The sequence below is a fragment of the Streptomyces sp. RPT161 genome (assembly GCF_027533845.1).
Lineage (GTDB): Bacteria > Actinomycetota > Actinomycetes > Streptomycetales > Streptomycetaceae > Streptantibioticus_A > Streptantibioticus_A silvisoli_A.
Genome location: NZ_JAPZVN010000004.1, coordinates 1 through 26,066, shown reverse-complemented (window position 1 = coordinate 26,066; position 26,066 = coordinate 1). Strand labels below are relative to the sequence as shown.

Below are 26,066 nucleotides of genomic sequence, written 5' to 3'. Positions count from 1 at the left end.
GCTACGTAACGATACGCACCATTCATCCACGTGCGGAGCACCCCCACGCACTGTGTAGACTTAGCGCCGTTGCAACACGCCGCCTTAGCTCAGTCGGCCAGAGCGACGCACTCGTAATGCGTAGGTCAAGGGTTCGATTCCCTTAGGCGGCTCCGGCAAAGGCCAGGTCACATAGCCCGTGACCTGGCCTTTTGTGTTGCTCGGGGCATGACGCGTCACACGGCCGGGGTGCTGTGGGGTGGCTTGCGTGAGCGATGCGTGAGCGGAGCGGCCCGGCGCCCTACTTCTTGAGCTTCTTCCGCTTGCCCTTCCTCTCCGCCCTGGCCTCGGCTTTCGCCTTGTCCTTCGCCTTCTTGGCGGCTTTGCGGGCCTCCTCCGCCTCGGTCTTCCGCTGAAGTGGAACCAACTTCGCGGTGGCCTCGGCCGCGTCCTTGGCGACCTCGGGGAAGACGCTCTGGTAGATGTCGCGCGTGATCCGGGTGTCGCTGTGTCCGAGGGTGTCGGACACCACCGTCACGTCGACCCCGGCCGCGAGCATCAGCGTCGCCGCACCGTGCCGCAGATCGTGGAGCCGGATCGGCGGGAGGCCGGACGAGGCGACGAGCCGTTCGAAGTAGTCGGTGACCTTGCCGGGGTGCAGCCAGGAACCGTCCTCCTGGGTGAAGACGTGGCCGGTCTCCACCCACGCCGAGTCCCACGCCGCGCGATCAGCCTCCTGCTGCTTGCGGTGCCGCTCCAGGACCCCGACCGTGTCGTCGTCGAGCGCGACGACGCGGAAGCCGCTGTCGGTTTTGGGGTCGGAGGTCTCCACCTCCCAGCCGTCCTGCACGAGTTGGGTTGTCACCGTGAGGGTGTGGTTGGCGAGATCGGTCTCGGACCAGGGTTGCCCGCACGCCTCGCCTCGGCGCAGGCCGCGGAAGGCAATGAGGTGCCACATCGCGTACAGCCGGTCGTCCGCGACATGGTCGAGGAAGGCGCCGGTCTGCTTGGGCGTCCAGACCATAACGGACGACGGTTTCTCGCCGCTCTCGCGCCACTTGGCCACTCGCTCGTCCGTCCACACCAGCGCCTTGGGCTTGCGTATCGGGTCGAGTTCGACGTGGGCCGCAGGGTTGAAGGTGATGATCTGCTGGGCGATGGCGTCGTTGAGCGCGGCCCGCAGCGTGCCCCGGATCCGCTGGCGGGTGGCGGCACCGGTGACGCGCCGGAACGGCGGCATCGAGTCGAGTGCCTCACGCATGATCTTGCGGCGCGCGCGGTTCTCCGCACCCTTCCACGGTACCGTGGCCAACTCATCGATCAGTGCCTGCCGTTGCGCGTTCTCGTCCAGGATGACCGTGTTCGCCTCGGCGATGGCCGTGAACATCTCGCTGAGGTGGCTGACGCGCAACCGATCGATCCGGAGGTGGCCGATGCGCGGCTTGAGGTGGATCCGGATGTCCGTCTCGTAACGGCTCACCCCCGACTTGCGGATGCGCTTGGCGGCGAGCCACTGGTCGAGCCATTCGCCGACCGTCAGGCGGCCGATCAGGTCTTGGCCGGACTTGAGGCGCCGCCGCGTCTCCTCGACGTCAGGCAAAGGTGTCTTCTCGGCGCCGACTTCTTCCAACATGGCAGCGATCAACGCGACGCCTTCCGGATCGTCGGCGTCGGCGAGGCCGAGAAGCGCGCGGACGTGGTCGAGGTCAGCCTGGGCGGCTTTGAGGCTCTCGTAGCCCGCGCGGCTGAAGGAGCGGCGGGAGCCTTCCTCGCGGGGCGGGAGTTCCTGGCGTATGGAGTACGAGCCGTGCTTGCGGCTGGCCAGCTTGGGACAGGACTTGCCGAGCGGTTTGCCGGTCTTGGGGTCGCGGCAGTAGCAGCGGCGGTGGGTGGAACCCTTCAAAGGTGTTTCTCCGGGGTGGTGTTGGTGTCGGATTCGGTTACGTCGACATCGCCCAGTGCGGGTGGCAGCTCTGGTGGGGTGGCTCCCTCCTCGCGGATCTCCCGGCGGAGTTGGCGGAGGTTGTACTTGGCGGAGATGGCCTGGTCGGCGTACTCGGTCCGCTTCCGTTCGGCTTCTTCCTGCTGGGCGCGGCTGGTTGCCGTCTTGGCTGTGAACCGCGCCCGTTCTTCCTCTTCGAGGCAGGCCAGGGCGGTGCGCACGAGGCTGGCGTGAAGTTCGAAGTCGGGGACCAGCCCGGCGTCGTACATCGGTACTTCTTCCTCGCCGGTGAAGCGCCGTAGGGCGTCCCAGGTGGGTACGAGGTGCTGGAACGGGAGTTCCTGGGTCTGGTCGACGTACCCGACCGGGAAGATCAGGCAGACCGGATACGTCTCCAGGGCTGCGGCCAGGACCATGACGTCCACCAGCGGAAGGTTGGCCCGGCGGCCGGACTCCATGTTGGCGATCACGTTGCGCGGGATGGGATGCCCGAGTTGCTCGCACTTGTCCGCCAGATCCTGTGCGCTCCACCCCATCTCCTTCCTTCTGCGCCGGACTTCGCCAGCCACGTTGGCCTTGATCCGATCCACCCATTCCGGGAAGTCGTCCTCTTCATCATCGAAACGGCGTTGTGTCATGCAGACACATTAGCTTGGCCATCCTGGTTGGTAGACGCCTGGAGCCGGACGTGATGGGCACGTTCGCCATGGGCTGTATCGAAAGGGGTGCCGCATGCGCGGAGACGCGACGACTGAGCGAGTGAAGGGGATGAGCCGGGAGGAGCTTCTCGCCCTCCCTGCTGCCGTTGACCTGGAGACAGGCAACCGGGCACTCGGACTGGGGCGGAGCAAGGGCTATGAGCTGGCGAAGCGGGGCGCGTATCCGTGCCGGGTGCTGCGGCTGGGCAACGCCTACCGCGTGGTGACGGCGGACCTGCTGGAACTGCTGGGCCTGGCGGCGTGAAGGTAGGGCACTATGGCAGACGTTTCTGCGCTGAGCTGACACAGAAGCGCTGGACTGTCGCCGGGCGTGGACGTACTGTCCGTGTTCCCTCAGGGAACAGAGCGAGCGTTCCGACACGAGACAGAGCGAGCGTTCAGTCTCTGAACACAGCGAGCCTCCGGCGGGGCAACGCCGGAGGCCCGAGCAACACCCCTGCACGGCTTCATGTGAACCAACCCGGCGGCAAGGGCGGGCAAGCCCGTAACCGCCAGACGAGGAGCTGCCTCATGCAACCTACGACACCCGATACAAATTCCGCACCCGCCAAGACGATCTGGCCGCCGGTCGCGGTGCCCGGTCAGCCCGGCCAGTGTCAGTCGGGTCGGCGCATCGTCGAATCCACAGCCTGTGGAGAAGGAGAGGCCGCCGCTCTTGTCGAGCCTGGCGGACCGACGGAGATCGACGTCATGCCAGACGCTCCGCCTACAGAGGGAGCCGACCTGCTGACCCAGCTCAAAGGGCTGATCGCCAGGTTCGTGATCCTGCCGTCCGAGGAGGCATTGGACGCGGTCACCTTGTGGGTGGCGGCGACGCATCTACAGCCCGCGTGGCAGCACGCGCCGCGTCTTGCGGTGGTCGGCCCGGCGAAGCGGTGCGGCAAGTCGCGGCTGCTGGACGTGCTGACCGAGACGGTGCACGACCCGGTCATCACGGTCAACTCCACCCCGGCGGCTGTGTTCCGCTCGATCGGCGAGGAGCCGCCGACGCTGCTGGTGGATGAGGCGGACACGATCTTTGGCACGCCGAAGATGGCGGAGAAGAACGAGGAGATGCGCGGCCTACTCAACGCCGGCCACCAGCGCGGCCGGTATGTGCTGCGAGTAGTGGGCAACGATCACACGCCCCGTCAGTTCCACACCTTCGCCATGGCTGCCATCGCGGGCATCGGGGACCTGCCGGACACGATCATGGACCGGTCGGTGGTCATCCGCATGCGGCGCCGCGCCGAAGGCGAGCGGGTCTCGCCGTTCCGCTCCAAGCGGGACACCCCGGCCCTGCACGCGATCCGGTCCAGGCTGGCCGCCTGGACCAAGCCCCTGTTGGACCAGGCCCTGCATCTGGAGCCTCAGATGCCGGTGGAGGACCGGGCCGCCGACACATGGGAGCCCCTGATCATCGTGGCTGACCTGGCAGGCGGCCCCTGGCCACGACTGGCCCGGCAGGCGTGCGCTCGCATGGTCGCCTCCGAGATCCAGACCGAGGAGGACAACCCCGGCGGCGCGCGAATCCTGGCCGACATCCGGCGGATCTTCTTCACCCGGGGCGACGTCGACAGCCTGTGCACCGACGACCTGCTGTACGCCCTCAACAACGACCCCGAGGCACCATGGGGCGAGTCGGGGCGAAGCGGCCTGACCGCCCGTGGACTTGGCGCGATGCTACGCGGGTACGGCATCCGGCCGGGCAACGTACGAGTCGGCGAGATCCAGCGCAAGGGCTACACGCGCAACAAGTTCGCCGACGCCTGGCGGCGGTACTGCCCCACCATCCACCCCCTGGACGCCGCCGAACGCGCCGCAGGCTGAACGGCCGCCGCCTGGTTGCCGTCCCTGGCGTCCCTGCCGTGATCGCGCAGCTCAGACGGGCTGCGGCCAAGACGGCAACCAGACGGAAGACGGCACACAGTCCGAGACCGGCCCGCCTACCTGCAAGCGCAGCGACCGCCGTGCAGGCGGGCGGGGCTGGGACGGCACCCACATCCGTCTTGTGCCGTCCATGCCGTCCCAGCCGTAAAACCACAGGTCACCGGACGTCTCCGCAAGACGGCACCTGCAGCCAAGACGGATGCCGGTGCCGTCCCGCCACCTCCTGCCGTGACCGCCTTGACCTGCGGCTGCAACGCCTAAGACGGCAAAGACGGAACCCCAGACCAATCCCCACACCAGCCACGGAGACCGCTCCACCATGTCCACGACCACACCGCCCTGCGGCATACCAGCCAGCCGCGTAACCGCCTGGGATCGCGCCGCCATCATCGGCCTGGCCGCAGCCGGATTCGCCTTGTCGTACGACGCGTTGCGGCAGACCGCCGAGGCCATCCACGTCCGGGGAGCCCTGACCTATCTCTTTCCGCTGGTCATCGATGGGTTCATCGCCTACGGCGTCCGTGCACTGCTGATCCTGCGCGGGGCGGCCTTCACCGCCCGCGCCTACGTCTGGACTCTCTTCCTGGCCTCCACCGCCGCCAGCGTCTGGGCCAACACCCTGCATGCCGTCCGACTCAACGACCAGACCCCGATCCGATCGGGACTGCACCTCGGTGATACTGCCGTCGGCGCTCTGTCGATGATCGCCCCACTCGCCCTGGCCGGAGCCGTCCACCTCGGCATCCTCATCGCCCGCCACACGGCTGTCCCGGCACCCGATGCTGGCGCCAACGACTGGACCGACGCGGTCAACGACCACGCAGCGAGTGGGCCTACCTTGCCGACCGGTACGACCCAGACCGGTCCAGACTCTGATGACACAGACGATGGCACTCGGGCCCAGTCGCTGGAACCGCAAGCTGACCGGGAGGCCGCAGCCCGGCGGAAGCGCACGGGCCGTCCGCCTGGGGCCAGCATGGACCAGCTTCTGGCGGTCGCCCGACCGGCCGTCGCCGAGCACGGTGTGACGGTCGCCGCGGTGCAGCAGGCCATCCGGGAAGCCAGCCTCCCCATCGGCAGCGCTCGCTTCACCCAGCTGATGAACCTTCTGCGCGCCGAACTGGCGGAATCGGCTGACCTGCGGGATGAGGAAGCGCGCGAGCACCCTGCCCACGAGTGACCGCGCCCTCGGGACAGGTGCTACCCGTCCGCCGCCTGGCCTGGTGACCGGTCGCTCCCGCTCTCAACTTCCCTTTCGCGGAAGTCCGGTCAGTCGTCACGGGCTTCCGCGAATCCGGTCAGCCGCTCCTCACACACCCGTATCCGGCCCGACCAAACCCGTCCAGTCCTGGTCACCACGCCTGTACCTCGCGGGTGACAGCCAGCCGCCGATCTACACCACCGACCCCCATCCGGAGACAATGTCGTGAGCACCAGCCCGCACCCCGCATCCAGCGCCGACGGAGGCACCGAGCCGCCTGCGAAGTCCGGCGGCTGGAAGGAGCGTTTGCGGCGGGCGCTCAACTTCGCAGCCAGTAGTACCCCGAGTCCGACTCGCGGCCGGATTCGGGGAGTCTCCGCCCCAGGGGTGGCGGAGACGGCTCAGCGCGAGGGCGCGCCGGACCAGAAGGCCGTGGCCGAGGGCGGCCCCGACCCGGATGAACTCCACGCCGTCCAGAAGCAGATCCTCGACAGCCTCCGCCCGACCGAGGCCACCGACGACAGTGGCCCTGTCGCCAACGAGGGCGACGAGCTGAAGAACCGCCGCTTCACTGGCGTCAAGCGCGCGGAGCGGGTCGGGCCTTTGCGGTTCGAGCCCGAGGAGCATCCCCGGCTGAGTGAGCTGCTGCCGCCAACGGCTACCGAGGTCTGTCCGGGTTCGCCGCCGACGTCGTCCTGGCCTTCATCGACGGCTGGTTCTTCATAGACCTGCCCCTCGCGGAAGAACGACGCCTCACACACGAGTTCCGCGCCAAGGTCATGCGACAGCTCAACGGCATCGCCAACAACATCAACCAGATCGCCCGCGCTCTCAACGGGGGCTACGAACCGGCCGCCGACATCCGCCACACCGTGGACGAACTCCACCACCTGCTCACGCAGATCGCCGAAGCCCTCCGCCAGCCCGCTGACCAGGAAGCCTGAACGACCTCGTGATCGCCGCCATCAAGAAGCCCGGCTCCAACACCCGCGGACTGCTCGCCTACCTCTACGGCCCCGGCCGCCACGACGAACACCACGACCCCCACATCGTCGCCGGATTTGCCATGCTCGGCATGCCCGACCCCGGCCGTATCGAGAGCGCCACCCTCACCGAACTCGCCCGCTACCTGGATGAACCGGTCCGGCTGCGCATCAGCGAAGCGGGCAAGCAACTCACCGACCACGTCTGGCACTGCCCCGTGCGCGCCGCACCCGAAGACCGTTACCTGTCCGACGCCGAGTGGGCCGAGATCGCCGAGCGCATCGTCCAAACAACCGGAATCGCCCCCGAAGGCGACGACCTGGCCTGCCGCTGGATCGCCGTCCGCCATGCCGACGACCACATCCACATCCTGGCCACCACCGTCCGCGAGGACGGCCGCCGCCCCAAACTCCACAACAGCGGCGTCCGCGCCGGGGAGGAATGCCGCCAGATCGAAAAGCACTACGGCCTACGCCAACTCAACCCCGGCGACGGCACCGCCACAAGGCGCCCCACGCAGGGCGAGATGCACAAGGCCGAACGCCTCGGCTGGGAGCAAACCAGTCGCGAATGGCTCCAGGACCGCATCCGGGCCGCCATCCCGCACGCCGCCACCGTTGCGGAACTCCTCGCCTATCTCGAAGCCGACGGCGTCGAGGTCAAGGCCCGCCGCGGACCGTCCGGTGACCTCCTGGGCTACGCCGTCGGTCGGCCCGGCGACGTCAACGACAACGGCCAGCAGATCTACCACCCCGGCGGAAAGATCGCCCCCGATTTGTCCCTGCCCAAGCTCCGCGACCGCCTGGCCACCACACCGCCCGAGGAGTACCCCACCGCCCACCGCAACCGGCCCAGCACCCCCTGGCAACGCGCCACCGAAACCCTCGACACCCTCACCATCCACCTCACCGACACCGACGACGGCGGCGGTGACGCGACGGCCCAAGCGCACATCGCCGCGCTGGGAGAGCTGATCGAGGCCACCGCCCAAACCGCACCCAACCACGTCCGCGCCGAACTCCAGGCAGCGACACGAGCCTTCGCCCGAGCCCAGCGCTCCCAGATCCGCGCAGAGAACGCAGCGGCGGCCAGCCTGCGCACCGCCGCCCGCGACATCGTCTATGCGGGCACCGGCAAGGACGGCAGTGCCCTCGCCGTGCTCCTCGAAGCCATGATCTGGTCGGTCGTCCTCGCCGAACGCTGGCACCAAGCCCGCAGCCACGCCCAGCAAAGCGCAGCCGCCCACCAGGCCGTCCAGCACCTTCAGACCGCCTACGACCAGGCCACAGCCGAGCAACTGGCCGAACTCACCCGCCGCCAACCCAGGCAGGAAACCCGCAACACCCTCGCAGCCGACGTCAAAGCCGCCGTTCCGGACCATGCGGCCCGCATTCTCGCCGACCCCAACTGGCCCGCCCTCGCCACCGTCCTCGCCGACGCCGAAGCAGGCGGCCACACACCCCACCAACTCCTCAACGAGGCCGCTTCACAACGTGAACTCGACACCGCCCGACTCCCGGCTCGGGTCCTCCTCACCCGCATCCAACACACGGCCCGCAACCCGGTGACCAACCGCCGTGCCGAAGCCGCCCGCCTACGCTCGACGCTCGCCGTCGGAGTCCCCGCCCAGCACGTACAAACTCCCCGGCCTCCTGCGGCCACGACGTCCACCGGACAGCAGAACCGACAGCGTCGATAGCAGCGTCAGGCGGGGCCCTGTGGCAGATCAACGACAGAGTCCCCGTCGACATCGCCGAACACATCTATGGTGCCTCAGGCATGAATCGGCCTGGGGCAAGAGGGCCGATGACCAGGAGAAGTGCTTCAGTACCGAGGCCAACGGCGCGGCCATGCGCGTCGCGCCGCACGTCATAGTCCACCACGAGGGTTCCTTTGGTGACCTGGCTACCGACGTGGTCCGTGACGCCACGACGACACATGGGCACCCACGAGCGCTGCTGGGTGCGTTGGTACATGCGTACGCCCTGTGGACCATCCTCGGGCTTCTCACCAGAGGGCACCCTGCTCGGCTGACGCACCGGCAGAGGGCGGGATCGCCGCCGCGCTCACTCGGGTCTTGGTGTTGATGGCACGAGATTCCGCCGCCACGGCACCCGATTCACGTAGCTGTCGGACAGCCGTGATCACTTGGGCGGGCCGGTAGACGGTCTCCAAGAGGGTGTAGCGCTGGAGTTCCCCGACGGTTCGCCCCTTGGGCGCTTCGGCAAGGAAGTCGTACAGTATCCGTCGTAGCGCAGCCGTATCCGGTTCGAATACGAGATCCAGCACCTGCTGTTCGGTGTCCCTGGGGTCGCGGTAACGGACGCCGTAGGAAGGGTCTACCTTCCACATAGCGTCCTTCATCTTCTCCAGTCCCCGCTCGTGTTGGGTACCGAAGATCAGGTAGAGCTTCCTGCCGCCCTCGTCGACCATCTCGAAGTACAGCGTGTGCGTGAAACCGGCCTGGCGCAGCGTGGCCCGGTATTGCTCGCGCAGGAACGTGAACTTGTGCGAGGGAGGCTGCCGGAATACGTCTTGCCACTCCTGGCCGCCGAAGGCTTCGTCGCCGAGTTGCCGGTGGCCGTCGTGTCTCTCGGCGAACCGAGTGAGGAAGGCGGGCTCGAAGGTCACCATGACTTCCGTGCTTCGGTAGCGACCGAGTTCATGCAGGAGCGAGTATGGGACGTCGGGCCCACCGAAGCTGTCCAAGAGGACGAAGAGGGGCTTGCCCAGCCTGCCGGTACTCTGCAGCTTCCTCAGGAGGGCCGGGTGGAAGTCTCCTTGTCCGATGTCGACCGACAGACGTGCAGTGATGTCGTCCGCGTGCCTCGATTGAGCGAGGGCCATCCGGCGCTGCAATTCTTCTACCCGTCGATGGTCTTCCTCCATGAGGATCAGACGCACGCGCTTCGGAAAACGGTGCAGAGCGCGGGCGAAGACCTCGTAGGCGACGACGGGAGATCCGGGCTCGCCCTGCTTGTAGACGCCGGCGCCCGCGAACCCTTCCGCGTAGGTGATCACGTCGTTCCGCGACAGCAGAATCGGCGCCCACGCTTCCAAGTACCGCTTGAGTAAGTCGTGTTTGGCGGCCGTGTGCGGATCGCGTTCCCACACGGCATCCTTCGGTACGGCCATGACCGCTCCCCCTGCTCCAATACGACCCCGCTGGGGAGAGGGTCACACACCGTTGCCATATGCCACCAGAGCGCGTACGGCTCCCGTCGGAGATTGGCCGTTACTGCGCTGCTGCCACGCGCAGCCGGGGTGGCATCTGGTCCCACGTGATGCCGGCGAGTTCACGGCCTCCGGACTTGGGAGTGCGGCCCCCCCACTGCTTGAAGAAGAACGGCACGTCGGCGCTATTGCAGGCATCGCGGATCTCGACCAGCCATCCCTCTTGCACGGGGCGGTGCTGGGGGCCGGATTCGCCACCTGCGATCACCCAGCCGATGCCGTCCAGGCGCAAACCTGTCAGAGGGCCGAGCAGTGGTTCGCAAGACAAGAACCGCACTGCGGCTGGCACTTGCCGCAGGTCGTCAATGCGATCGAGGTGATCCGCGTTCTCGACGGAGACGCCCATCCAGAGGTTGGGAGGCCAGTCGAGTTGGCCTCCCAGCCGCCGGAGCCTGCGGGCCCTCTTCGTCAGTAGTTGATAGGTGTGCTGTGGGGTGTCGGCGATTACCTGGAAGACCTGCTCTATGAAGTCCAAGGGCACCTTCGCGTGGAACAAGTCGCTCATTGAGTCGACGAAGACCATGCGGGGGGTCTTCCACTGACGTGGGATGGCCAGCGTGTCCGGATGGAAGGTGAGGCCGAAGCCGGGACCAGATGTCCTGGGATCACCGTCGGCTTGGTACTTCGCCACCCCCATCGCCTTGAGGCGTCTGGATAACGTCAGGGCGTAGCAGTTGTCGCACCCGGGAGAGATGCGATCGCAACCGGTGGTGGGATTCCAGGTCGCCTCAGTCCACTCGATGGTGCTGCGATCGCCCATGGGTCCCCTCCGGTAGCAGTTGGGCAAGGCCCACCAGCGCTTGCCCACTCTGCGTTTCGACTGCGCTGCCTAACGAGCGACGTACCGAACTGGCACGCGACCGTGCCCATCTTTCAGGCCGAACGCACGTTCTGTGAAGGGGGTGTCTCGTGGGTGGCTGTCGGGGTCAGGCAGCCGTGGCAGGGCGCGGTTCGCTGTGGAAGACCTGTCGGGCGTGCCAGTCGCGGTGAGCTGCGGCAACAGGGCGTGCGCCGGGCTGTGGGCCGACGAGCGGGCGGCCTGCGAGGGCTATGACGTGCTCGCGGGCGACGGGGCTGTGACCGACAAAGCGTTGCGAGACCAGGATGCGTTGGTCGTCCCCCACGCCGAGCACGCCCTTGTCGAAGAGCTTGTGGTGCAGCGAGCACAGGCACAGTCCGTTCTCGATCTCGTCGGGTCCTCCGAACGCCCTCCAGCGCACGTGGGCGGCCTCCAGCCCGACCGGTACCGCGCCGATTCTGCCGTCGTATCCGCAGAAGGCGCACCGGTACTCGTAGGCGGTCAGGACCAGCTCCCGCATCCGTGGATCCCGCTGCCTGCGCGTTGCAGACAACTGCTCGGCCTCCGCCGGCTCGAGTTCCAGGCCGACGGCTTCGCATAGTTCGCTGTGCAGTGAGGGTGGGAAGTGCAGGTCGAGCAACAGCCGCGCGATTCTGCCGAGCAGGTCCGGTTCACGGCGCAGGGCGGCTCTCAAGTCCGGCGCGAGCTGCCCGGTGGCGCCCGTCTCGCGGAGGTCCCGTACTCCGCTGCCGGGGCTGCCCGGTCCGCGATCGGTGTGCACTTCCCACACGCCGTCGCTGACCAGGTGGTGGAAGGGATAAGCGGGTGTCGTCTTGTGGGGTGGGCCGTACTCGGTCAGCAGGCGCTGCAGGTCCTGTTCCACCGCGGTGTATCCCAGGCCGTCGTCGGCATCATCCTGGAATCGGCCGAGGGCGTATAGGAGCAGCAACGGCTTGTGTGGAGCGCGGGTACCGCTCCTGGTCCACTGCCTTAGCTTCGCGATCCGCTCCAGCCAGTCCATGGCGGCTGATCGTAGACGGGCCTGCCCGCACACGTGTGGACACTGCTCAGGACATCTGCATGCCTGGGAACAGGACGCGCGCGTGGTGCGGTTCGTGGGCGATGAAGGTGCCGTCAGCCGTGACGTTGAGCCCGAGGCAGGCAGGCTTCGCTCGGTGTCGGTCTGAATCGATCAGATCCGTTCACGGCGCCAACAGGTTGTCTTCGCAAGACATATGATGATGCGTCTGGGTTGGCTGTTGCCCGGGTCAAAGTCTGGGGCGAGGCGCCTCTTATGGCTTGCGCCTGCCCCGAGGCGCTAGGGAACGGAGCGGCTGAGAACGGTGCACCTGCACAGCTTCACCGTGTGCGGATTCCGATCCCTCAAGGACGTCCGTGACATACCGGTCAGCGCACCGACCATCCTCGCCGGCCAGAACGACGGCGGTAAGAGCGCAGTGCTTGCCGCGCTGACGTTCCTCGTGGGCAATGAGCAGTTGACCGAGGACGATCGTACGTACGAGCTCGGCTCTTCCGATGGCGTGGACGTCGATGACTCGGCGCCTCTCCTGCGGTGTTCGACCACATGGGTGGAGGGGCAGTTCACCCTCGACTCTTGGGAGTTGGAAACATTCGGCTTCCCGACCGAGGAGTTGCGCGTACGGCGGCGTGCTGTCAACGATGAGGACCCCGTCCTTGAGTGCTGGGCGCCGCTCGCGGACGACGAACGACTGCGTGACCCTTCCAAACTGTCCCTCAACGAGGTGAGAGCCCTCGCCAAGCAGTTGCTCCCTGAGCTGTCGTCCATAAAGCGCGGCGACATCGAGCCAGCCCTATGCAGGTATGGCATGGTCCACGCCTCAACGTCGGGCTGGGTTCCTGCTCCCAAGGAGATGGAGCGCCGCATGCCCCGGCTGATGCCGTTCGACGGGAAGTCGGCCGATCCCGACGCTGCGGTGAAAACCGCGCTGATGGGCCGCTATCAGGCCCATATGGCGGACCCCATGCTTGAAGGCCAGTTGCAGTCGATCGAGGCCGGGATCAAGGAGCGACTTCAGGACGACGCCCGGTCTCTGTGCGAGCACATTCAGAGCCGTTGCGACGACCTCACTGACGTTGATGTCGAGCCTGTGGTCTCGTTCACTCACGGTTTCCGGGGTGCGCCGCTGCGAATTGCCCGTATGAAGGGCGAGACCGTGGGCCTGGATCGTTCCGGCCTAGGCAGCGCACGCCGTATCTCCCTGGCGATCTGGGAGTGGAACAGCCAGCTGCTCACGCGCGAGGAGTTCGCCGACGTCGACTCCTCAGCTGACCCTGAGGCCACCGCCGATGTCCCGCCTCCGGTACATACGATCGTGATCTACGACGAGCCGGACACGCACCTCGACTACGGGCACCAGCGCAAGATCATGCAGCTCATCCGTGACCAGAGCGCGCTGCCCCACGTGAACGTAATCGTCGCCACCCACTCCATGAACCTTATCGACGGTGTCGACATCGCCGACGTCGTGCATCTGCGACTGGAGCACGGACGGACGGTGATCGAGCGGCTGGGGGCCGACACCCACGACGACATCGACGTGCACCTTGGGCGCATGGCCGCAGCGGTTGGCCTTCGCAACTCCGTTCTGTTGCATGAGCGTTGCTTTCTGGCTGTCGAGGGCGACACCGAACAGCGGGTGATCCCCATGCTGTTCCGGCTGTCGGAGGGCCAGTCTCTCCAGTCAGCCGGCATCGCCTTGTGGGCGTGCTTCAACAATGAGGGGGCCTTGCACCTCGCTCACTACCTGGTCGTGCATGGCCGCTCCGTGATGCTCATGGTGGACGCCGACAGTCGCACCTTACCCAAGGGGCTGTTCAAGGAAGCCCGACTCCAGCAGTTCTTTGGCAGTGCTTTCAGCGACGTTGTCCGTTTCGTGGGCGAGCCAGACGCCTTCAATGAGCTGGAGGAACTGTTCCCGGACGACCTGTGGGCCGCGACCGCCAACGAACTCTGGCCGAAGGACGGTGCGCTGTGGACCACGGACGACTTCACCGCTCGGCGCGGCAAGAAGTTCAGCAAGGAAGTGCTGAACATGCTCCGCAACGACAGCCCGAACGGGCCCAGCGGCAAACCCGACATGATGTTCGGGCTGGTGAGCATGCTCACCAGCCCTGATCAGGTGCCCGCACAGCTGCGGGAGATCTTCGGCGAGATCAGAAAGCTGGCCGCAGGGTAAGAGCGCGCAGCGCTGACCTAGTCTCACTTGTACCGCCGCAGCGCCGCCGCCGTGCGAGCATGCGTTCCTTGCGTTGTTCTAATGTCGGCGGTTCCCACTTGTGCCAGCCCACCGGAGGCTTCCAGCGCTGCGCATGCTCCCGCGCCTCAAGCCCACACCATCGGCAACCATTCGGAGCAGGTATGCGCTGGTCAGAGCCATTTTGCTGGTCAGTCATGAGTCTCCCTCCCCCACACTCAGAGTCTTCCCTATGGCACTGACATCACCCCTATCTGAAGAGCGGTGTGTATTCCATGCTAAACCGGGTGAAATGGGTGGGCTACCGGAACCGAGCCTGTTATCTGCGCGGCATTGACAGTGCTCGTTCGGTCTCAGCTGCATCGCACTGCGTGTCGGCTGTCCTTCGTGCACCGTCCCTCAGGCGGAAACGGGTCAGATGCCAGGGTGGCCGGTGCGTGGGTGCATGGGAACCATGAGCATCGTCAGCCCGCTTTCGGTCTCTTCGGCAAGGATGCCGAGTTCGCTGTCAGCTCTAAGAGCTCGAAAGGGGGCGTGTGGCGAAGGAGGCAGGGCAGGGGTGGGGTACCCATCGCCGAGCCGGTGCGCGAAGACGCCGGGCTTTATACGGCGGAGACGGCGGCGAACCTTTCAGCGGCCGGGCAGGTGCGCAGGACGCTTGAGCGCGGCGAGGTCGTCGTGGAAGACGTCAAGGCATACCCCCTGCCGATACCGTCGACGGCGCCGTCCTCCCTGTACTGCCAGAAGTCCCAGCCACTGCCGCCAGGGAGCGGGTCTGGTTCGGCGGAGCCGGAGCGGTAGCGGGCGAGCGTACCGGATACTTGGCCAGGGCCCTGGTGCCGCCCAGGCACTCTTCGACGAAAGGCCGCCGGATGTACAGGGTCGGCGCTTCTCCGGTGTCGGCACGGGCCCGTTCCATGAAGTCGCTCACTTGCTGCACGGTCAGATGTTGCCCGTCCCGTACGCATTCCTCCACATTCAGTTCCGGTGCCAGCTCTCCAGAATGGGTGCCGGTGAATCCATAGCGGTGGACGGTCTTGAGGAAGAACTCGGCCTGGCTGGTGCCGGACTCGCTCGCGTCGAGCCAATGGAAGACGGTGTGGATCATTCCGGTAGAGGAGGCAGCGGCTAGGTCCCTCCCCAGCCACGAGTCTTCGTGGTGCTCGCCCTGAGTCGCCTTGATCGAGATGAACTGCTTATGGGCGGAGAGAGCGGACTAGTCGAAGGGCCGACCGCCGTGGTCGTCGTGATCGCGGTGGGAGGTATCCACCCCGTGAATGGGATACGGCCCCAGCAGTCCGTCGAGGTGGTCGATCTCGTGGTGGACGAGGCGGGCGAGGCCGCGTTCGTGCACGGTGGTCGCGGTCTCGCCGGTCAGCATCGTGGTCTCGACCCTGATCTCCAGCGGACCGAGCACCAAGAACGACAGGCAGCCCTCATACTGCTCGTCCATCTCGTCGGAGCGTTCGGTGATGCGCGGGTTGAGCAGGACGGTGGCGGGCGCGTCGCCGGGCGGTTGGACGACGGCGGCAGACCGTGCGATGCCGATCCGCGGGGCCGCGATGCCCATGCCTTTGGCGAAGGGGTGGACCTGCCCGATCCGTTCGATGGCGGCGAACAGCTCGTCCACGATGTGTTCGGCCTCTTCCCGCTCGGTGGCAGGTCGAAAGCGCGGGCGGGGGTGCCGAGTACGTCGGCGCGGACGACGCCGAGGTCACGCATGCGTTGGCTGGGTCGCAGGTCGATCACCTGAACTCCCCTTGGCCTGTGCCGATTCCGTTGATTGCACCATCTATTGGAGGACTGGCTACCGCGGACTCGCCTACCAGATGGGCCGTGTGTCGTGGAGGTACCTTGGGCGTCCGTCGGTCAGCGCCTGTATCGCGGTTTGGAACCGGTCGTGTAGCCGTGACCTTAGAAGTTCACCGGCCCGGTCCGCGGAGAGGAACGCCACCTCGGACAACTCTTCGTCGTGCGGCCGAATGTCAGCAGCCTGGGCCTCGTTGAGGGTGCCGCCGTCGAAGATGAAGGCAATCTGGTCGTCCCAGGGTCCGTGAGGGGCGACCCAGTCGACGATCAGTACGTCGTGGAGGGCCACTGCGAGGCCCAGTTCCTCCTTCAGCTCGCGTGTTGCAGCTTCGTGCGGGGGTTCGTTGGCTTCGGCCATCCCGCCCGGTAGGTCCCAGCCGGGCTTGTACGTCGGCTTGACCAGTAGCACGCGGCCGGACGGGTCGCGCAGCAGGACATCGGCGGAGACGCGCTTGCGTGCCTGTGTCGCGTTGCCTTCGGCGAGATACGCGTTCCAAGCGACCGGATCAGCGGGTGTGGGCCTCATGTCGGCGTGCCTCCCCGGGACGACGTGATGATGTCGGCAAGCAGCAGCATTCTGGACCTTATGGCGGCGTCGAAGTGCGCCAGGTAGTCCCGCACTGGCGCATGCGCACGGTACGACTCCAACAGCCTGCGTAGGTCGTCAAGTTGGTGAATGACTCGAACCGAACCGAGGGTTGGGCTCGTATTGAGGAGTTCGCGGCCCACGTGAACGGCGGCTTCGAGATCGCCACGCTGTGCGTGGATGCGTACAAGGGTGATCCGGCTGAAGGCCAATGAGCGCGCCCGGGCGTCCTCGCGCAGTGCGATGGCGCCCTCGGCATGATGCAGGGCGGCCTCGTACTGCTGGAGGTCCCGCATGACGAGGGCCGACTCGCTGGCCAGAGAGGCGGCGTCGAACGGGCTGAGCCACGGGTGATCGGCGTCCGAGGGGGCTTCGAGAGCGCTGTGCGCCGCGTCCAGCGCCCGACGTGCGGCTGTGTGCTGACCGCCCGCCGCCAAGGCCCGGGCTTGCATCGCATGGAGCCGCGCCGTGAGCGTGGCGATGCGAGGACCCTTGCCCGCGAGGGACAGGCCCATGTGTGCCCAATGCGCGGCAGACGCGGGATCACCGGTGTGGAGGGCGAGGTGGCTTCTGCTGGCCGCGATGTTGGCGGCCAGGGGTAAGTCACCCGAGGTGCGCGCCAACGGTAAGGCGCGAGCGAAGTGCTGCGCTCCCAGGCCATCGCGGCCTGAGTCGTGTGCCATCCAGCCCGCCATCTCCGTCAGGACCGCCGCGGTCGCGAAGATCTGAAGTCCACTGGCCGTGTCGACCAGACGGGGCGCCACCTTCTCCCCGAGATGGCGAACCACCGCGCCGTACAACCGGCTTCCCCCGGTTTGCCGGTCGGCGCTGCGAAACGCATCCATGGCCGCCAGATCATCACCATCGACGCGCGGGCACGTACCCGGCTTGTCATGTCGTTCGGTGATCTGTGGCTCCCATGCACGGCGGGCGAGTCCTAGCAGGTGACCGGGGATGTGGAAGGCGTCGGCGATCTGCTCGAACAGCACGAGCTTTTCCACTCGTGTTCGGCGGTTCATGTAGTCGTACAGGCGCCCTTGGCTGATCTCTACGGCAGCGGCGATACGGCGTGTGCTGACTCCCCGGTGATTCAGCAGCCGGAAGAGGGCTCCCATGTCCCGCTGCTGACAAGCGGCGAGGAAACGCTCGTCGTTGAGCAGCCCTGCAGTGACCTGGCGCGGGTCCTGCGACTGGCGGTCCATCAACGGCTCCCCCCGGGGCGGCGTGACTCGATGCTACGCCCGCTGATCACAGGGTGACTCCATCTTGAGGTCACCTTCTGGGGTCCCCTTCGGGCCGCTGCCGCTCGTTGACTTGCTGTCAGCCGCTCGGAGCCCGCAGGCCACGGAAGCAGGGGTTCCCCCACCTGCACGCGAGCTCCGAGCGGCCGAGCCAAGGTCGGCGGCACCGTCCTCTCCCACCCAGGGCGGTGCCGCTCTTGAGCCGAAGGAGATTCCGATGAATCAAGCGCGACACCCGGCCCAACGCACAGGCAACACGACGACGATCCAGCCGCTGCTTCTGAAGGCAGACCGTGTCGGGACATTTCTCGGCGTGGTGTGGGTGCTCGGCAACATCGTCGCTGTTGGCCTGCTCGGAGTCAGCGCGCTGGAGCAGCCGGCGCACGCCGCGACACCGAATGTGCCCGTCACCGCAGCAGACGCCGACGTACCCGTGGAGTAGTGCTCCGGCAGCCCCGCAACACCCATCGCCCGGCGCCACAAGCGAGTGGTCGCCCCTTCCAGGCGCGGGCCGCTCCGAGTGCCCCGCCGCCTTCCACGGACTACCCCGCGATGAGTCCTGAGCCTGCTCCGGAGGCGGGGCACGCGCGAAAGGTATCGCGGCCCGGAAGCCCCAGAGACGACAAGGAAGTCGCTGAGATGTTGCACGATCACGATTGGCCTGCGCGATACGCAGAGCGCATCGCAACCCGGCCCTCGACGTTCGTCGTCCAGCCCACCAAGTTCTGCAATCTCGACTGCACCTACTGCTATCTCCGCGACCGGGACCAGCGCAGCCATATGCCGATCGAGGTCGCCCGTGCGGTGGCGCGCTCGGCCGCACAGGTGGTCAGGGAGGACGGCAGCCAGCCCCTGGGCCTCGTCTGGCACGCAGGCGAGCCGATGGCGCTCGGAGTCCGCCGCTTCACCAGCCTGCTTGCCCCCTTCGAGCCGCTGCTGGAGGCAGGGCTGCTGCGCCACTACATGCAGACCAATGCCACGCTCGTCACCGACGAATGGTGCGAACTGCTTTTCGAGCATGACTTCCGGATCGCAGTAAGCATCGACGGACCGGCCGCACTGAACTCGCAGCGCATCAACCGCCGAGGCCAACCTGCCTTCCGTCGGACCATGAATGGCATCGACCGGCTACGCAGCCGGAGCATCCCCTTCTCGGTCATCGCGGTCGTCAACCAGGACAGCATCGACCAGCCCGAGGTGCTCCTCGACTTCCTCTCCGACCTGGGCTGCGAATCCATCGGCCTGAACATCGAGGAAGCCGAGGGCGTCAACACCAAGCGACAGCCGCCCACCCGCGAGCAGGCCATCGAATTCTGGCGGCGCACCATCGACTGGAGCCGCCGTCATCCCGATGGCGCGACGATCCGGGAGCTGGACCGGCTGGGCGACTATCTGCACCTGGTCCGCAGTGGTCAGCGCGCCCGTTGGCAAGAACGCCGGATCGATCCCATCCCCACCATCTCCGTGAGCGGAGAGGTCGTGCTGCTCTCACCCGAGCTGGCCGACACCACCGCCCCGACGTACGAGGACTTCCGGGCCGGAAACGTGCTGGAGGAGTCCATCCCCGCCATGCTGGACCGGGCGCACCGGCTCCGGTACGTGCGGGAGTTCCTGACCGGCCTGGACGAGTGCGAGGCCACCTGTGCGTTCTTCGACTTCTGCCGAGGAGCGCAGGCGGGGAATCGCTACTTCGAAAACGGCAGCCTGGCCACGACCGAGACGAACTACTGCCGCGTCTCCCAACAAGCCCTGGTCATGGCCCTGTCCGATACCGCGAGGAAGGAACACGCCGCATGACGCTGCTGGAACAACTCGCATCCACCGACGCACCCGTCATCGCCGACCTCATAGCAACCCACGCGCCACAGGCCCAACCGGTCCGTTCGGACTGGGGCAACCAGCCGACCTGGGACAACTGGAACAAGGCCCCCGCCAATCCGTGGAACAACCAGCCCACCTGGGACAACTGGAACAAGAAGAGGTAAGCCCTAGTGCCCTCGGGGCGCGTCCGCCATCGGGCGCGCCCCTCCCAACCCCCTCCACACGATGAAACGGAGACCCATGGAAACCCGCACCTTCGGTCAGATCGACGTCATCCTTCCGAGCCTCGGCGAGCCAGGCGTCTACCTGTCCAACGTCACCTCACTCGAAGGCGGCAGGGGCACCGTCCAAGACTTCCACTACGCGAACGCAGACCTACGCGAACTGGACCTGTCGAACGCCCGGCTCCTCTCCGGCCGGGTGACGGGCTTGCGCGCCCAGCGGACCCGCTTTCACGACGTGCGGGTTGACTCAGTCGAATTCGACAGCAGCGACTTCGGCCCGATGCAGTGGACCGACAGCAAGCTGTCACGAGTGGTCTTCCGCAACTGCAAGCTCATGGGCGCCGCCCTGAGCAGCATCGCCGCAGAGAACGTCCTGCTCGACAACAGCAAGCTCGACTACGCCACCTTCAACGACATCCGGGCCACCGGCCCCCTCGTCTTCTCCAAGTGCGTACTGTCCGAAGCCACCTTCACCAACTGCGACTTGAGCCGCGTTGTCTTCGACGACTGCACCCTGCGGCTCACGGAGTTCGCACGTGGCACATACCAGGACTGCGACCTGCGCGGCAACGACCTCTCCGCGGTCCGTGGTGTCGCCGAGCTACGAAGGGTCATCATCGACCGTGCCCAGCAGGCGCAACTTGCCGAGGCGCTCACCGCCGAGCTGGATGTCACCTACGGCGAAGACCTGGACGGCCGCAGGTAAGACAGGCCAGAGAGGGGGAGGAACCGTCGTGAACCTGCACATCGCCTTCCGGGAGTACCTCGACCTCCACGAACGCTGCGAGGTCGGCAGCACACGCGTAGCCACCCGAGAATCCCAATACGAAGAGGGAGCAGTCGTCCCCGTCGGAGACTGGCGTCCACTCGACCCCGGCTTGGCGGAGCGACTAAAACCGACAGCATCGACACCGGACAGCAGCTTGGTCGAGCTGGTCCAGCTCCCAACCGACGAGCTACCCGCCCGAGACGAAGTTGCTGACGTCCCCGTCTCCGCACTGCGCCCTGGTCACTTCCCAGGCCGCAGTGACGTCCAGTACCTGGGCTACGTCGCAAGCCCACCAGAGACACTGACCACCACGGTCAATCCAGCGAGCCAACGGCGCATCGGCCTCCACATCGACAACTGGGACCGCCTGCCCTGCGGGACCAGACACCAATCCCGCCGCCGACTCTGCCTTAACCTCGGCCCCGGCAGCCGCTACCTGCTGCTCGGAGACCGCGACACGCGAGGCATCAGTCAGGCGATCCACCAAGATCACGAACACCATTACCCGCACACTGACGACGTACGACGCTACGTCGCCGAAGGCCGCCCGCTCCGATGCCTACGCATACACCTGGCCCCTGGTGAGGGATACATCGCCCCCACAGAGCTGATACCCCACGACGGATCAACCGAAGGCCAGCCCCTACCGTCAAAGGCCGCCTTCTGGCTCGGGCACTGGCCTCGGACCAACGACGGCTGATCCGCCTCGGGTCGCCTCTCTAAAACTGTCGCTGGCCGCAAAGTAGCCACAAAGGAGCTGAAGGGAAGCCCCCCGAGGGCCGATAAGCGTCTAGATCTACTGTCACTCCTCTATGCGAGACTGACGGCCGGCCCAGCAACGGTCGCAATCACGGGCAGCGCCTATGAGCCACAGCTCAGTCGCCGCGTCTCAGCTGTGGGGCCCGCAGTGTCGGCCGTACGGAGTAGCGTGCAGCCATGCATGCCACCGTGGTAGCTGCGAGCGGGATGGACCTGAGGATCCTGCTGGACACGCTCAAGGGCACGGGCGTCAGCGATGCCTGGGTACTTGGAAACGCCGCTGGCGACAGGTTCATGTTCGACGAACCCCGGCCAGACCTGATCATCTGCGTCCTGGACCCAGAGAACATCGAGCGCACAGACCCGAGCCCCAAGGGGTTCACCAACCTGGACGTGATGATGCGCGCCGGTCAGTCCGCCGGGCGCGGCCTACCAACGCTGATCATCGCTCCCCCTCCACTGCACGTAGCCTCGCCGGTCGCAGGCACGGTCGTAGCGCATTGCCCACTGGACCAGCGAGAAGCGCTCGCAGACCACGTGTGGGCTTTTGCGTCCACGGTCCGTGCCACCGAGGAACCGAGCGCCCCAGAGAAAGTGGCACTGGAACGTCGGATCGACCCAACATCATTCCTGCGCCGCCTTGAGGGCATCCCCCGCGAGTCGACAGGAGGGTTCTATCTGGGTGTTGAGTCACTGGTGGCGAAACTCTTCCAGGAGGCCGGTGCTGCTCTCCTCAAGCCCCCACCGCAGACCGATCTGGCGTTCATCCCATCGGAAGACTCCTCCGCCGTCATGCTGATAGAGGTGAAAGCTGGCAAACTGACTGAGGACCAGTTGGTCGCGGCCGAGGTCCGGCTGCAGGGACGTGTCGACGCCAGCCGCGCCCAGCTGGGCGTTCTGATTTACTACGACCTCAAAGGCCGTGGCTTCCCGGCTCGGTATACAACCGGGGCGGCGGTCGTCCGACTGCGGCTAGAGGACTTGATCGAACAACTCGGTACCCGCAGCCTCCCGGAGGTCATCGCTTTCGCTGTCGCCCAGCGCGGATCGGTGGCCTCGTGACCGACTACTCGGCCACAGAGATCCAGGGATGCATCGCCAAGGGCCTCGACAAGAGCCTGACAGCCCAGGCCCGCGGCGACGCGCTTGAAGACCTCTTCTGCTACCTGTTGGAAGCGCTGCCCGGGGTGACTGCGAACCGCAAGGTAGTCGACCGCTTCAAGAGCTGTGAAGTCGACCTTGTCGTCGCGAACATCCGGGAGGCCCGATGGCTTAAGACGTATCCAACATTTTTCCTCGTCGAGTGCAAGAACTGGGACAAGCCAGTCAACAGCCAGAGCGTGCTCGCGTTCGCCGGCAAGCTGGAGATGCGATACGTCGAGCTGGGCGTCCTCGTTGCTGCAAATGGGATCACCGGCGACAAAGAGGACTTGGCATCGGCCCACCACATCATCGAGGTGCAACAGTCGAAGGGCCGCCGCATCGTCGTCGTGACACTCGACCATCTGCGGCAAGTGAAGACGACAGAGGACTTCGAAGTCCTTCTCCGTGATCGCCTACTGAACACCGTGGGGGCCGGTCACCTGTGACCAGGTGCTCCGTGTCCTGGCACGTCCGCACAGCTCGTGGGGGAGCCTGCGCCGACGTGCTCCTTGTCGAGGGCGATCCGGCCCAGAACCTCGACGTACCCGTTGACCCGGGCAAGAAAAGCGGGCCAAGGCATGCGCCGACATCGGCCACGCCCCGGCCGAGCTGGCGAAGGTATTGCTCTCGGGGTCTACCCAGGAGCAGCCGCTGAACTCCTGGGCGCCTTCGCCGACTACGCCGGGCGCAGCCGGGAACTGGGCATCACCGAGATCGTCCCGCACTGGCCCATCCCCGCCCCCTTCGACTCCGACCTCACCGTCTTCGAACGCATCGTCACTGAGGTCCTGGATCAGCTGAGCTGAACGGCCGGAGAGTACTCACATAGCTGCCGTCCGGTCAGCCTTCTCTCACATCACACCCATAGGCTCTCGTATCCCTTGCTGCTGTTGACAGTTCTGTCAGAGCCCTCGGGCATCATGGCGGCGCACGGGATGAGGAGGGGAAGGCTTGTGAAGTACTGGGTGCTGATCGCCGAGGACAAAGCGGCTTCGTCCGAGGTAGCGCGAAGTCTGGAGGGCTGGAAATCGTCCGTGTCCGCGATCGCCGGTCCCGAGGCCGAGGTGGGTGACACCGTCCTGTTGTGGCGCAGCGGACGCGGCAGTGGTGTTGTGGCTATGGGAAAGATTGCCAGCAAGACCGGCACACCCACGAGCCGCCTGCTTGGCTTCGCCCGAACACAGGAGGATGAAGATGGTTCAGCTCCTGCCCGGATGAGATTCCTCGTGGACCTCCAGAATCTCATGCTGGCCAACCCGATCTCGGCCGACCGGCTTCGTGCGGTGGGCCTCGGACAAATAGTGAAGCGGGCGCGATCGGCCGGCGGTAATCGCAAACTCGTGATGCTCGGGCTGACGGGCGATCAGTGGCAGATGTTGGTCCAACTTGCCGACCAGGCGGATCCGCCAACCAACTGGCCCGCGATGTGGAACATCCCGCCTGGTTCTGTAGTGAAGCGCTCTGAGTTGCATGAGGTCTACGGCGGCAATCCGAGGCTTGTTGTTGGCTCCAGCGCGAAGACGCCGAACGCGCTTCTCTTTCTTGATACCAGCCGCACGCGAGAGCTCGCACCTCGCTGGAGTGGGTCCGTACTGCTGGCTCCCGGGCAGGGGCAATATGGGGACTCGGTGTCCCTGGAGAATCTGGCAGTGCTCGCCCACCTGCGGCGCGGCATACCGGTACGGGTCTTCATGATGAGAGGTGTCGAATGCCTCTACGTCGGTGAGTTCGCGATCGATCCCGAGCAGCCGATTGAGCGCTGGGTGGTGACCGGCAAGCGGGAATGTCACGTCTTGGACCACGAGCTCTGTTGGGATGTGCAGACGCCAATCTTCCGGCTCTGCCTTCTAAACGGCACGCGAGCCGACATGGACCACACCGACGCCTTCCAAGGCGCTCCCCGGATCAGCCTCAGCCTGCACCCTGCCAGTGACCAGCCAGTCGCCACGACAATCCGTGGGTTGCTGACCATGCTGGAGAGCAATCCCGCAATCGCCGCCTCGCTGAACGGACTAGGCGAGGCACAGCTACTCGCCGCGCTGGTCCAACGTGCCCGCCGCCAAGCGGACTTGGCGGCGCTCCGAGCGGCGGTCGAGGACCCCAAGAGCAGTGAAGGCGACTTGCAAAAGCTCATCCAGCGCATGACCTGGATCTTCGGCGGCCATTTCCTTCCAGGCACCGCCCGCCGCAACCTCACCCTCCGGGACCAGCTCGACCTGACGCTGCTCCGGCCCGATGGCACTCTGCACGGCGTCGAGCTCAAGAAGGCCAACATCGACCGCTTGGTGATCGGACAACGAAACCACTTGGTCGTTGGCAACGAGGTCAACAAGGCAGTGGGTCAGGCCATGAATTACCTACGTGAGTTGGACGAGAAGCGGCCCCAGTTACTAGTTGACCTGGGTATCGACTCCCGCCGCGCCTCGATGACAGTGGTAATCGGACACAGCGCGTTCGTCGCCAATGGTGCCACTCCAGCAGAGATCGACGAGGCTGTCCGCACCTACAACTCCCACCTGACCCGGGTGAGCGTGACCACTTATGATTGGCTGATCAACAATGCGCAGCGAGCACTGGACCTGACAACTGCAGGCAGTTAGCGAGCGGGTGGGTGCGATGGCGGGGACTCGATCGTTGCCACGCCCGGCATGGAGGCGCTGCGCCGACGATGTTTCGCGCCATCTCGGTCGAGTCGATCGAACCCTACCGTCAAACATCTGCTGAATCGGGAAGCCGCGTTCCCGCAGGTCAGGTTGCGTCCTGAGAAGTGGTGTACGGGTTCGACCTGATCCGGGGGTTTGCTCCGGCGTCGGGGTGAGGCCCGCATAGACGAACGGCCACCGGCTGATCTTTCAAGACGACCAAGTCTTTGAAGGAGATCAGCACGATGACCGCACCTGACAGTGTGCCCCTGCACGCCCTCGCGGAAGACAACCTGGCCGTGGCGAGTCCTGATCTGCTGCGTGCGATGGTCAAGACGTTCGCCGAAGCGTTGATGTCGGCAGAAGCCGACGCTCTGTGCGGTGCCGAGTACGGGCAGGTCAGCGACGAGAGAGTCAACCACCGCAACGGTTACCGTCCGCGCGAGTGGGACACCCGCGCCGGCACCGTCGAGCTGGCCATCCCTAAGCTGCGGCAGGGCAGTTACTTCCCGCACTGGCTCCTGGAACGACGCCGCCGGGCCGAGCAGGCCCTCATCTCGGTGGTCGCCACCGCCTACCTGCTCGGTGTCTCCACCCGCCGGGTCGAAAAGCTCGCCGAGTCCCTCGGCGTCACTCAATTGTCGAAGTCCCAGGTCTCCGCGATGGCCCGGCACATGGACGAGCAGGTCGCAGCCTTCCGCAACCGGCCGCTGGACGCCGGGCCGTATGCGTTCGTCTGGGTCGACGCGCTGACCCAAAAGGTCCGTGAAAAGCGGCCGCATCATCAACGTCCACGCACTGATCGCGGTCGGCGTCAACGCGGACGGCCACCGCGAGATCCTCGGCCTGGACGTCGCCACCGCCGAGGACGGCGCCGGATGGCTCGCCTTCCTGCGCTCACTGATCGCCCGCGGCCTGGGTGGCGTCCAACTGGTCATTTCCGACGCCCACGCTGGCCTGGTCGACTCCATCGGTGCGGTGCTGCCCGGAGCATCGTGGCAGCGATGCCGCACCCACTACGCGAGGAACCTGCTGAGCCAGGTCCCCAAGACGGCCCAGCCCTGGGTGGCCACGCTGCTGCGGACCGTCTTCGAACAGCCCGACACCGA

General features: G+C 66.1%; 25 protein-coding genes, 1 tRNA gene and 1 pseudogene. 18 read left to right on the top strand and 9 right to left on the bottom strand.

What is annotated here, in order from left to right; all coding sequences use genetic code 11:
- Positions 1 to 78: 78 nt before the first annotated feature.
- Positions 79 to 152, top strand: a tRNA-Thr gene (locus O5O46_RS11120).
- Positions 153 to 280: 128 nt separating this feature from the next.
- Here O5O46_RS11120 and O5O46_RS11115 read toward each other — a convergent pair.
- Positions 281 to 1,882, bottom strand: coding sequence for a tyrosine-type recombinase/integrase (locus O5O46_RS11115; RefSeq protein ID WP_269855187.1), 1,602 nt, complete (start codon positions 1,880 to 1,882; stop codon positions 281 to 283).
- The gene (locus O5O46_RS11110) at positions 1,879 to 2,559 is read right to left on the bottom strand and encodes a helix-turn-helix domain-containing protein (protein ID WP_269855186.1); all 681 of its coding nucleotides are present in this window, start codon (positions 2,557 to 2,559) and stop codon (positions 1,879 to 1,881) included. Before O5O46_RS11110 ends, O5O46_RS11115 begins: the two co-directional genes overlap by 4 nt.
- A 94-nt stretch (positions 2,560 to 2,653) precedes the next feature.
- Here O5O46_RS11110 and O5O46_RS11105 point away from each other — a divergent pair, with 94 nt between their 5' ends.
- The 7 genes from O5O46_RS11105 (at position 2,654) to O5O46_RS35465 (ending at position 8,781) form a co-directional block, all read left to right on the top strand.
- Positions 2,654 to 2,884 carry a hypothetical protein gene (locus O5O46_RS11105; protein ID WP_269855185.1) on the top strand — a complete coding sequence of 77 codons (231 nt, stop codon included), beginning with the start codon at positions 2,654 to 2,656 and terminating at the stop codon, positions 2,882 to 2,884.
- Between the two features lie 266 nt (positions 2,885 to 3,150).
- Complete coding sequence (locus O5O46_RS11100; RefSeq protein ID WP_269855184.1) at positions 3,151 to 4,449, top strand: DUF3631 domain-containing protein; 1,299 nt, start codon at positions 3,151 to 3,153, stop codon at positions 4,447 to 4,449.
- 379 nt (positions 4,450 to 4,828) lie between these two features.
- Positions 4,829 to 5,689 carry a DUF2637 domain-containing protein gene (locus tag O5O46_RS11095; protein WP_269855183.1) on the top strand — a complete coding sequence of 287 codons (861 nt, stop codon included), beginning with the start codon at positions 4,829 to 4,831 and terminating at the stop codon, positions 5,687 to 5,689.
- A 408-nt stretch (positions 5,690 to 6,097) separates the two neighbouring features.
- On the top strand, positions 6,098 to 6,436 hold the full coding sequence (locus O5O46_RS35305) for a hypothetical protein (RefSeq protein ID WP_333482358.1): 339 nt from the start codon (positions 6,098 to 6,100) through the stop codon (positions 6,434 to 6,436).
- 53 nt (positions 6,437 to 6,489) lie between these two features.
- On the top strand, positions 6,490 to 6,654 hold the full coding sequence (locus tag O5O46_RS35300; protein WP_333482357.1) for a MobC family plasmid mobilization relaxosome protein: 165 nt from the start codon (positions 6,490 to 6,492) through the stop codon (positions 6,652 to 6,654).
- An 8-nt stretch (positions 6,655 to 6,662) separates the two neighbouring features.
- Positions 6,663 to 8,393, top strand: a complete 1,731-nt coding sequence (locus O5O46_RS11085; RefSeq protein WP_269855182.1) for a relaxase/mobilization nuclease domain-containing protein — start codon at positions 6,663 to 6,665, stop codon at positions 8,391 to 8,393.
- Between the two features lie 19 nt (positions 8,394 to 8,412).
- Complete coding sequence (locus tag O5O46_RS35465) at positions 8,413 to 8,781, top strand: ADP-ribosylglycohydrolase family protein (RefSeq protein WP_443072461.1); 369 nt, start codon at positions 8,413 to 8,415, stop codon at positions 8,779 to 8,781.
- Here the strand turns inward: O5O46_RS35465 and O5O46_RS11080 are convergent.
- From O5O46_RS11080 to O5O46_RS11070, 3 genes are all read right to left on the bottom strand, one after another.
- The gene (locus O5O46_RS11080) at positions 8,702 to 9,829 is read right to left on the bottom strand and encodes a three-Cys-motif partner protein TcmP (protein WP_269855181.1); all 1,128 of its coding nucleotides are present in this window, start codon (positions 9,827 to 9,829) and stop codon (positions 8,702 to 8,704) included. The two genes, O5O46_RS35465 and O5O46_RS11080, sit on opposite strands and share 80 nt — an antisense overlap.
- A gap of 100 nt (positions 9,830 to 9,929) precedes the next feature.
- Positions 9,930 to 10,688, bottom strand: coding sequence for a DUF5131 family protein (locus O5O46_RS11075; RefSeq protein ID WP_269855180.1), 759 nt, complete (start codon positions 10,686 to 10,688; stop codon positions 9,930 to 9,932).
- A gap of 166 nt (positions 10,689 to 10,854) precedes the next feature.
- Positions 10,855 to 11,748 (bottom strand): phosphorothioated DNA-binding restriction endonuclease, encoded by an 894-nt coding sequence (locus O5O46_RS11070; protein WP_269855179.1) that lies wholly within the window; start codon positions 11,746 to 11,748, stop codon positions 10,855 to 10,857.
- A gap of 322 nt (positions 11,749 to 12,070) precedes the next feature.
- On the opposite strand from O5O46_RS11070, the gene O5O46_RS11065 reads away from it, so the two are divergent.
- Positions 12,071 to 13,945 (top strand): ATP-dependent nuclease, encoded by a 1,875-nt coding sequence (locus O5O46_RS11065; protein ID WP_269855178.1) that lies wholly within the window; start codon positions 12,071 to 12,073, stop codon positions 13,943 to 13,945.
- A gap of 706 nt (positions 13,946 to 14,651) precedes the next feature.
- Here O5O46_RS11065 and O5O46_RS11060 read toward each other — a convergent pair.
- From O5O46_RS11060 to O5O46_RS11045, 4 genes are all read right to left on the bottom strand, one after another.
- Positions 14,652 to 15,146 carry a GH25 family lysozyme gene (locus O5O46_RS11060; protein ID WP_269855557.1) on the bottom strand — a complete coding sequence of 165 codons (495 nt, stop codon included), beginning with the start codon at positions 15,144 to 15,146 and terminating at the stop codon, positions 14,652 to 14,654.
- A 33-nt stretch (positions 15,147 to 15,179) separates the two neighbouring features.
- On the bottom strand, positions 15,180 to 15,593 hold the full coding sequence (locus O5O46_RS11055; protein ID WP_269855177.1) for a peptide deformylase: 414 nt from the start codon (positions 15,591 to 15,593) through the stop codon (positions 15,180 to 15,182).
- A gap of 192 nt (positions 15,594 to 15,785) precedes the next feature.
- Positions 15,786 to 16,298 carry an NUDIX domain-containing protein gene (locus O5O46_RS11050; RefSeq protein WP_269855176.1) on the bottom strand — a complete coding sequence of 171 codons (513 nt, stop codon included), beginning with the start codon at positions 16,296 to 16,298 and terminating at the stop codon, positions 15,786 to 15,788.
- A complete protein-coding gene (locus O5O46_RS11045; RefSeq protein ID WP_269855175.1) occupies positions 16,295 to 17,560 on the bottom strand; it encodes an XRE family transcriptional regulator in 1,266 nt (421 codons plus the stop codon). Before O5O46_RS11045 ends, O5O46_RS11050 begins: the two co-directional genes overlap by 4 nt.
- A 256-nt stretch (positions 17,561 to 17,816) precedes the next feature.
- Here O5O46_RS11045 and O5O46_RS11040 point away from each other — a divergent pair, with 256 nt between their 5' ends.
- From O5O46_RS11040 to O5O46_RS11000, 9 genes and pseudogenes are all read left to right on the top strand, one after another.
- Positions 17,817 to 18,041: a hypothetical protein gene (locus tag O5O46_RS11040; RefSeq protein WP_269855174.1), complete on the top strand. Its 225-nt coding sequence runs from the start codon at positions 17,817 to 17,819 to the stop codon at positions 18,039 to 18,041.
- Between the two features lie 197 nt (positions 18,042 to 18,238).
- Complete coding sequence (gene amcB, locus O5O46_RS11035; RefSeq protein WP_269855173.1) at positions 18,239 to 19,396, top strand: cyclophane-forming radical SAM peptide maturase AmcB; 1,158 nt, start codon at positions 18,239 to 18,241, stop codon at positions 19,394 to 19,396.
- Positions 19,393 to 19,584: a multiple cyclophane-containing RiPP AmcA gene (gene amcA / locus O5O46_RS11030; protein ID WP_269855172.1), complete on the top strand. Its 192-nt coding sequence runs from the start codon at positions 19,393 to 19,395 to the stop codon at positions 19,582 to 19,584. Before amcB ends, amcA begins: the two co-directional genes overlap by 4 nt.
- 76 nt (positions 19,585 to 19,660) lie before the next feature.
- Positions 19,661 to 20,350 (top strand): pentapeptide repeat-containing protein, encoded by a 690-nt coding sequence (locus tag O5O46_RS11025; RefSeq protein ID WP_269855171.1) that lies wholly within the window; start codon positions 19,661 to 19,663, stop codon positions 20,348 to 20,350.
- A gap of 999 nt (positions 20,351 to 21,349) precedes the next feature.
- Positions 21,350 to 22,234: a hypothetical protein gene (locus tag O5O46_RS11020; protein ID WP_269855170.1), complete on the top strand. Its 885-nt coding sequence runs from the start codon at positions 21,350 to 21,352 to the stop codon at positions 22,232 to 22,234.
- On the top strand, positions 22,231 to 22,761 hold the full coding sequence (locus O5O46_RS11015; RefSeq protein ID WP_269855169.1) for a restriction endonuclease: 531 nt from the start codon (positions 22,231 to 22,233) through the stop codon (positions 22,759 to 22,761). The genes O5O46_RS11020 and O5O46_RS11015 overlap by 4 nt, the downstream gene beginning before the upstream one ends.
- Before the next feature lie 132 nt (positions 22,762 to 22,893).
- A complete protein-coding gene (locus O5O46_RS11010; protein WP_333482356.1) occupies positions 22,894 to 23,121 on the top strand; it encodes a hypothetical protein in 228 nt (75 codons plus the stop codon).
- A 147-nt stretch (positions 23,122 to 23,268) separates the two neighbouring features.
- A complete protein-coding gene (locus tag O5O46_RS11005; protein WP_269855168.1) occupies positions 23,269 to 24,915 on the top strand; it encodes a Shedu anti-phage system protein SduA domain-containing protein in 1,647 nt (548 codons plus the stop codon).
- 287 nt (positions 24,916 to 25,202) lie between these two features.
- Positions 25,203 to 26,066 (top strand): annotated as a pseudogene (locus O5O46_RS11000) (IS256 family transposase); the annotation flags it as partial.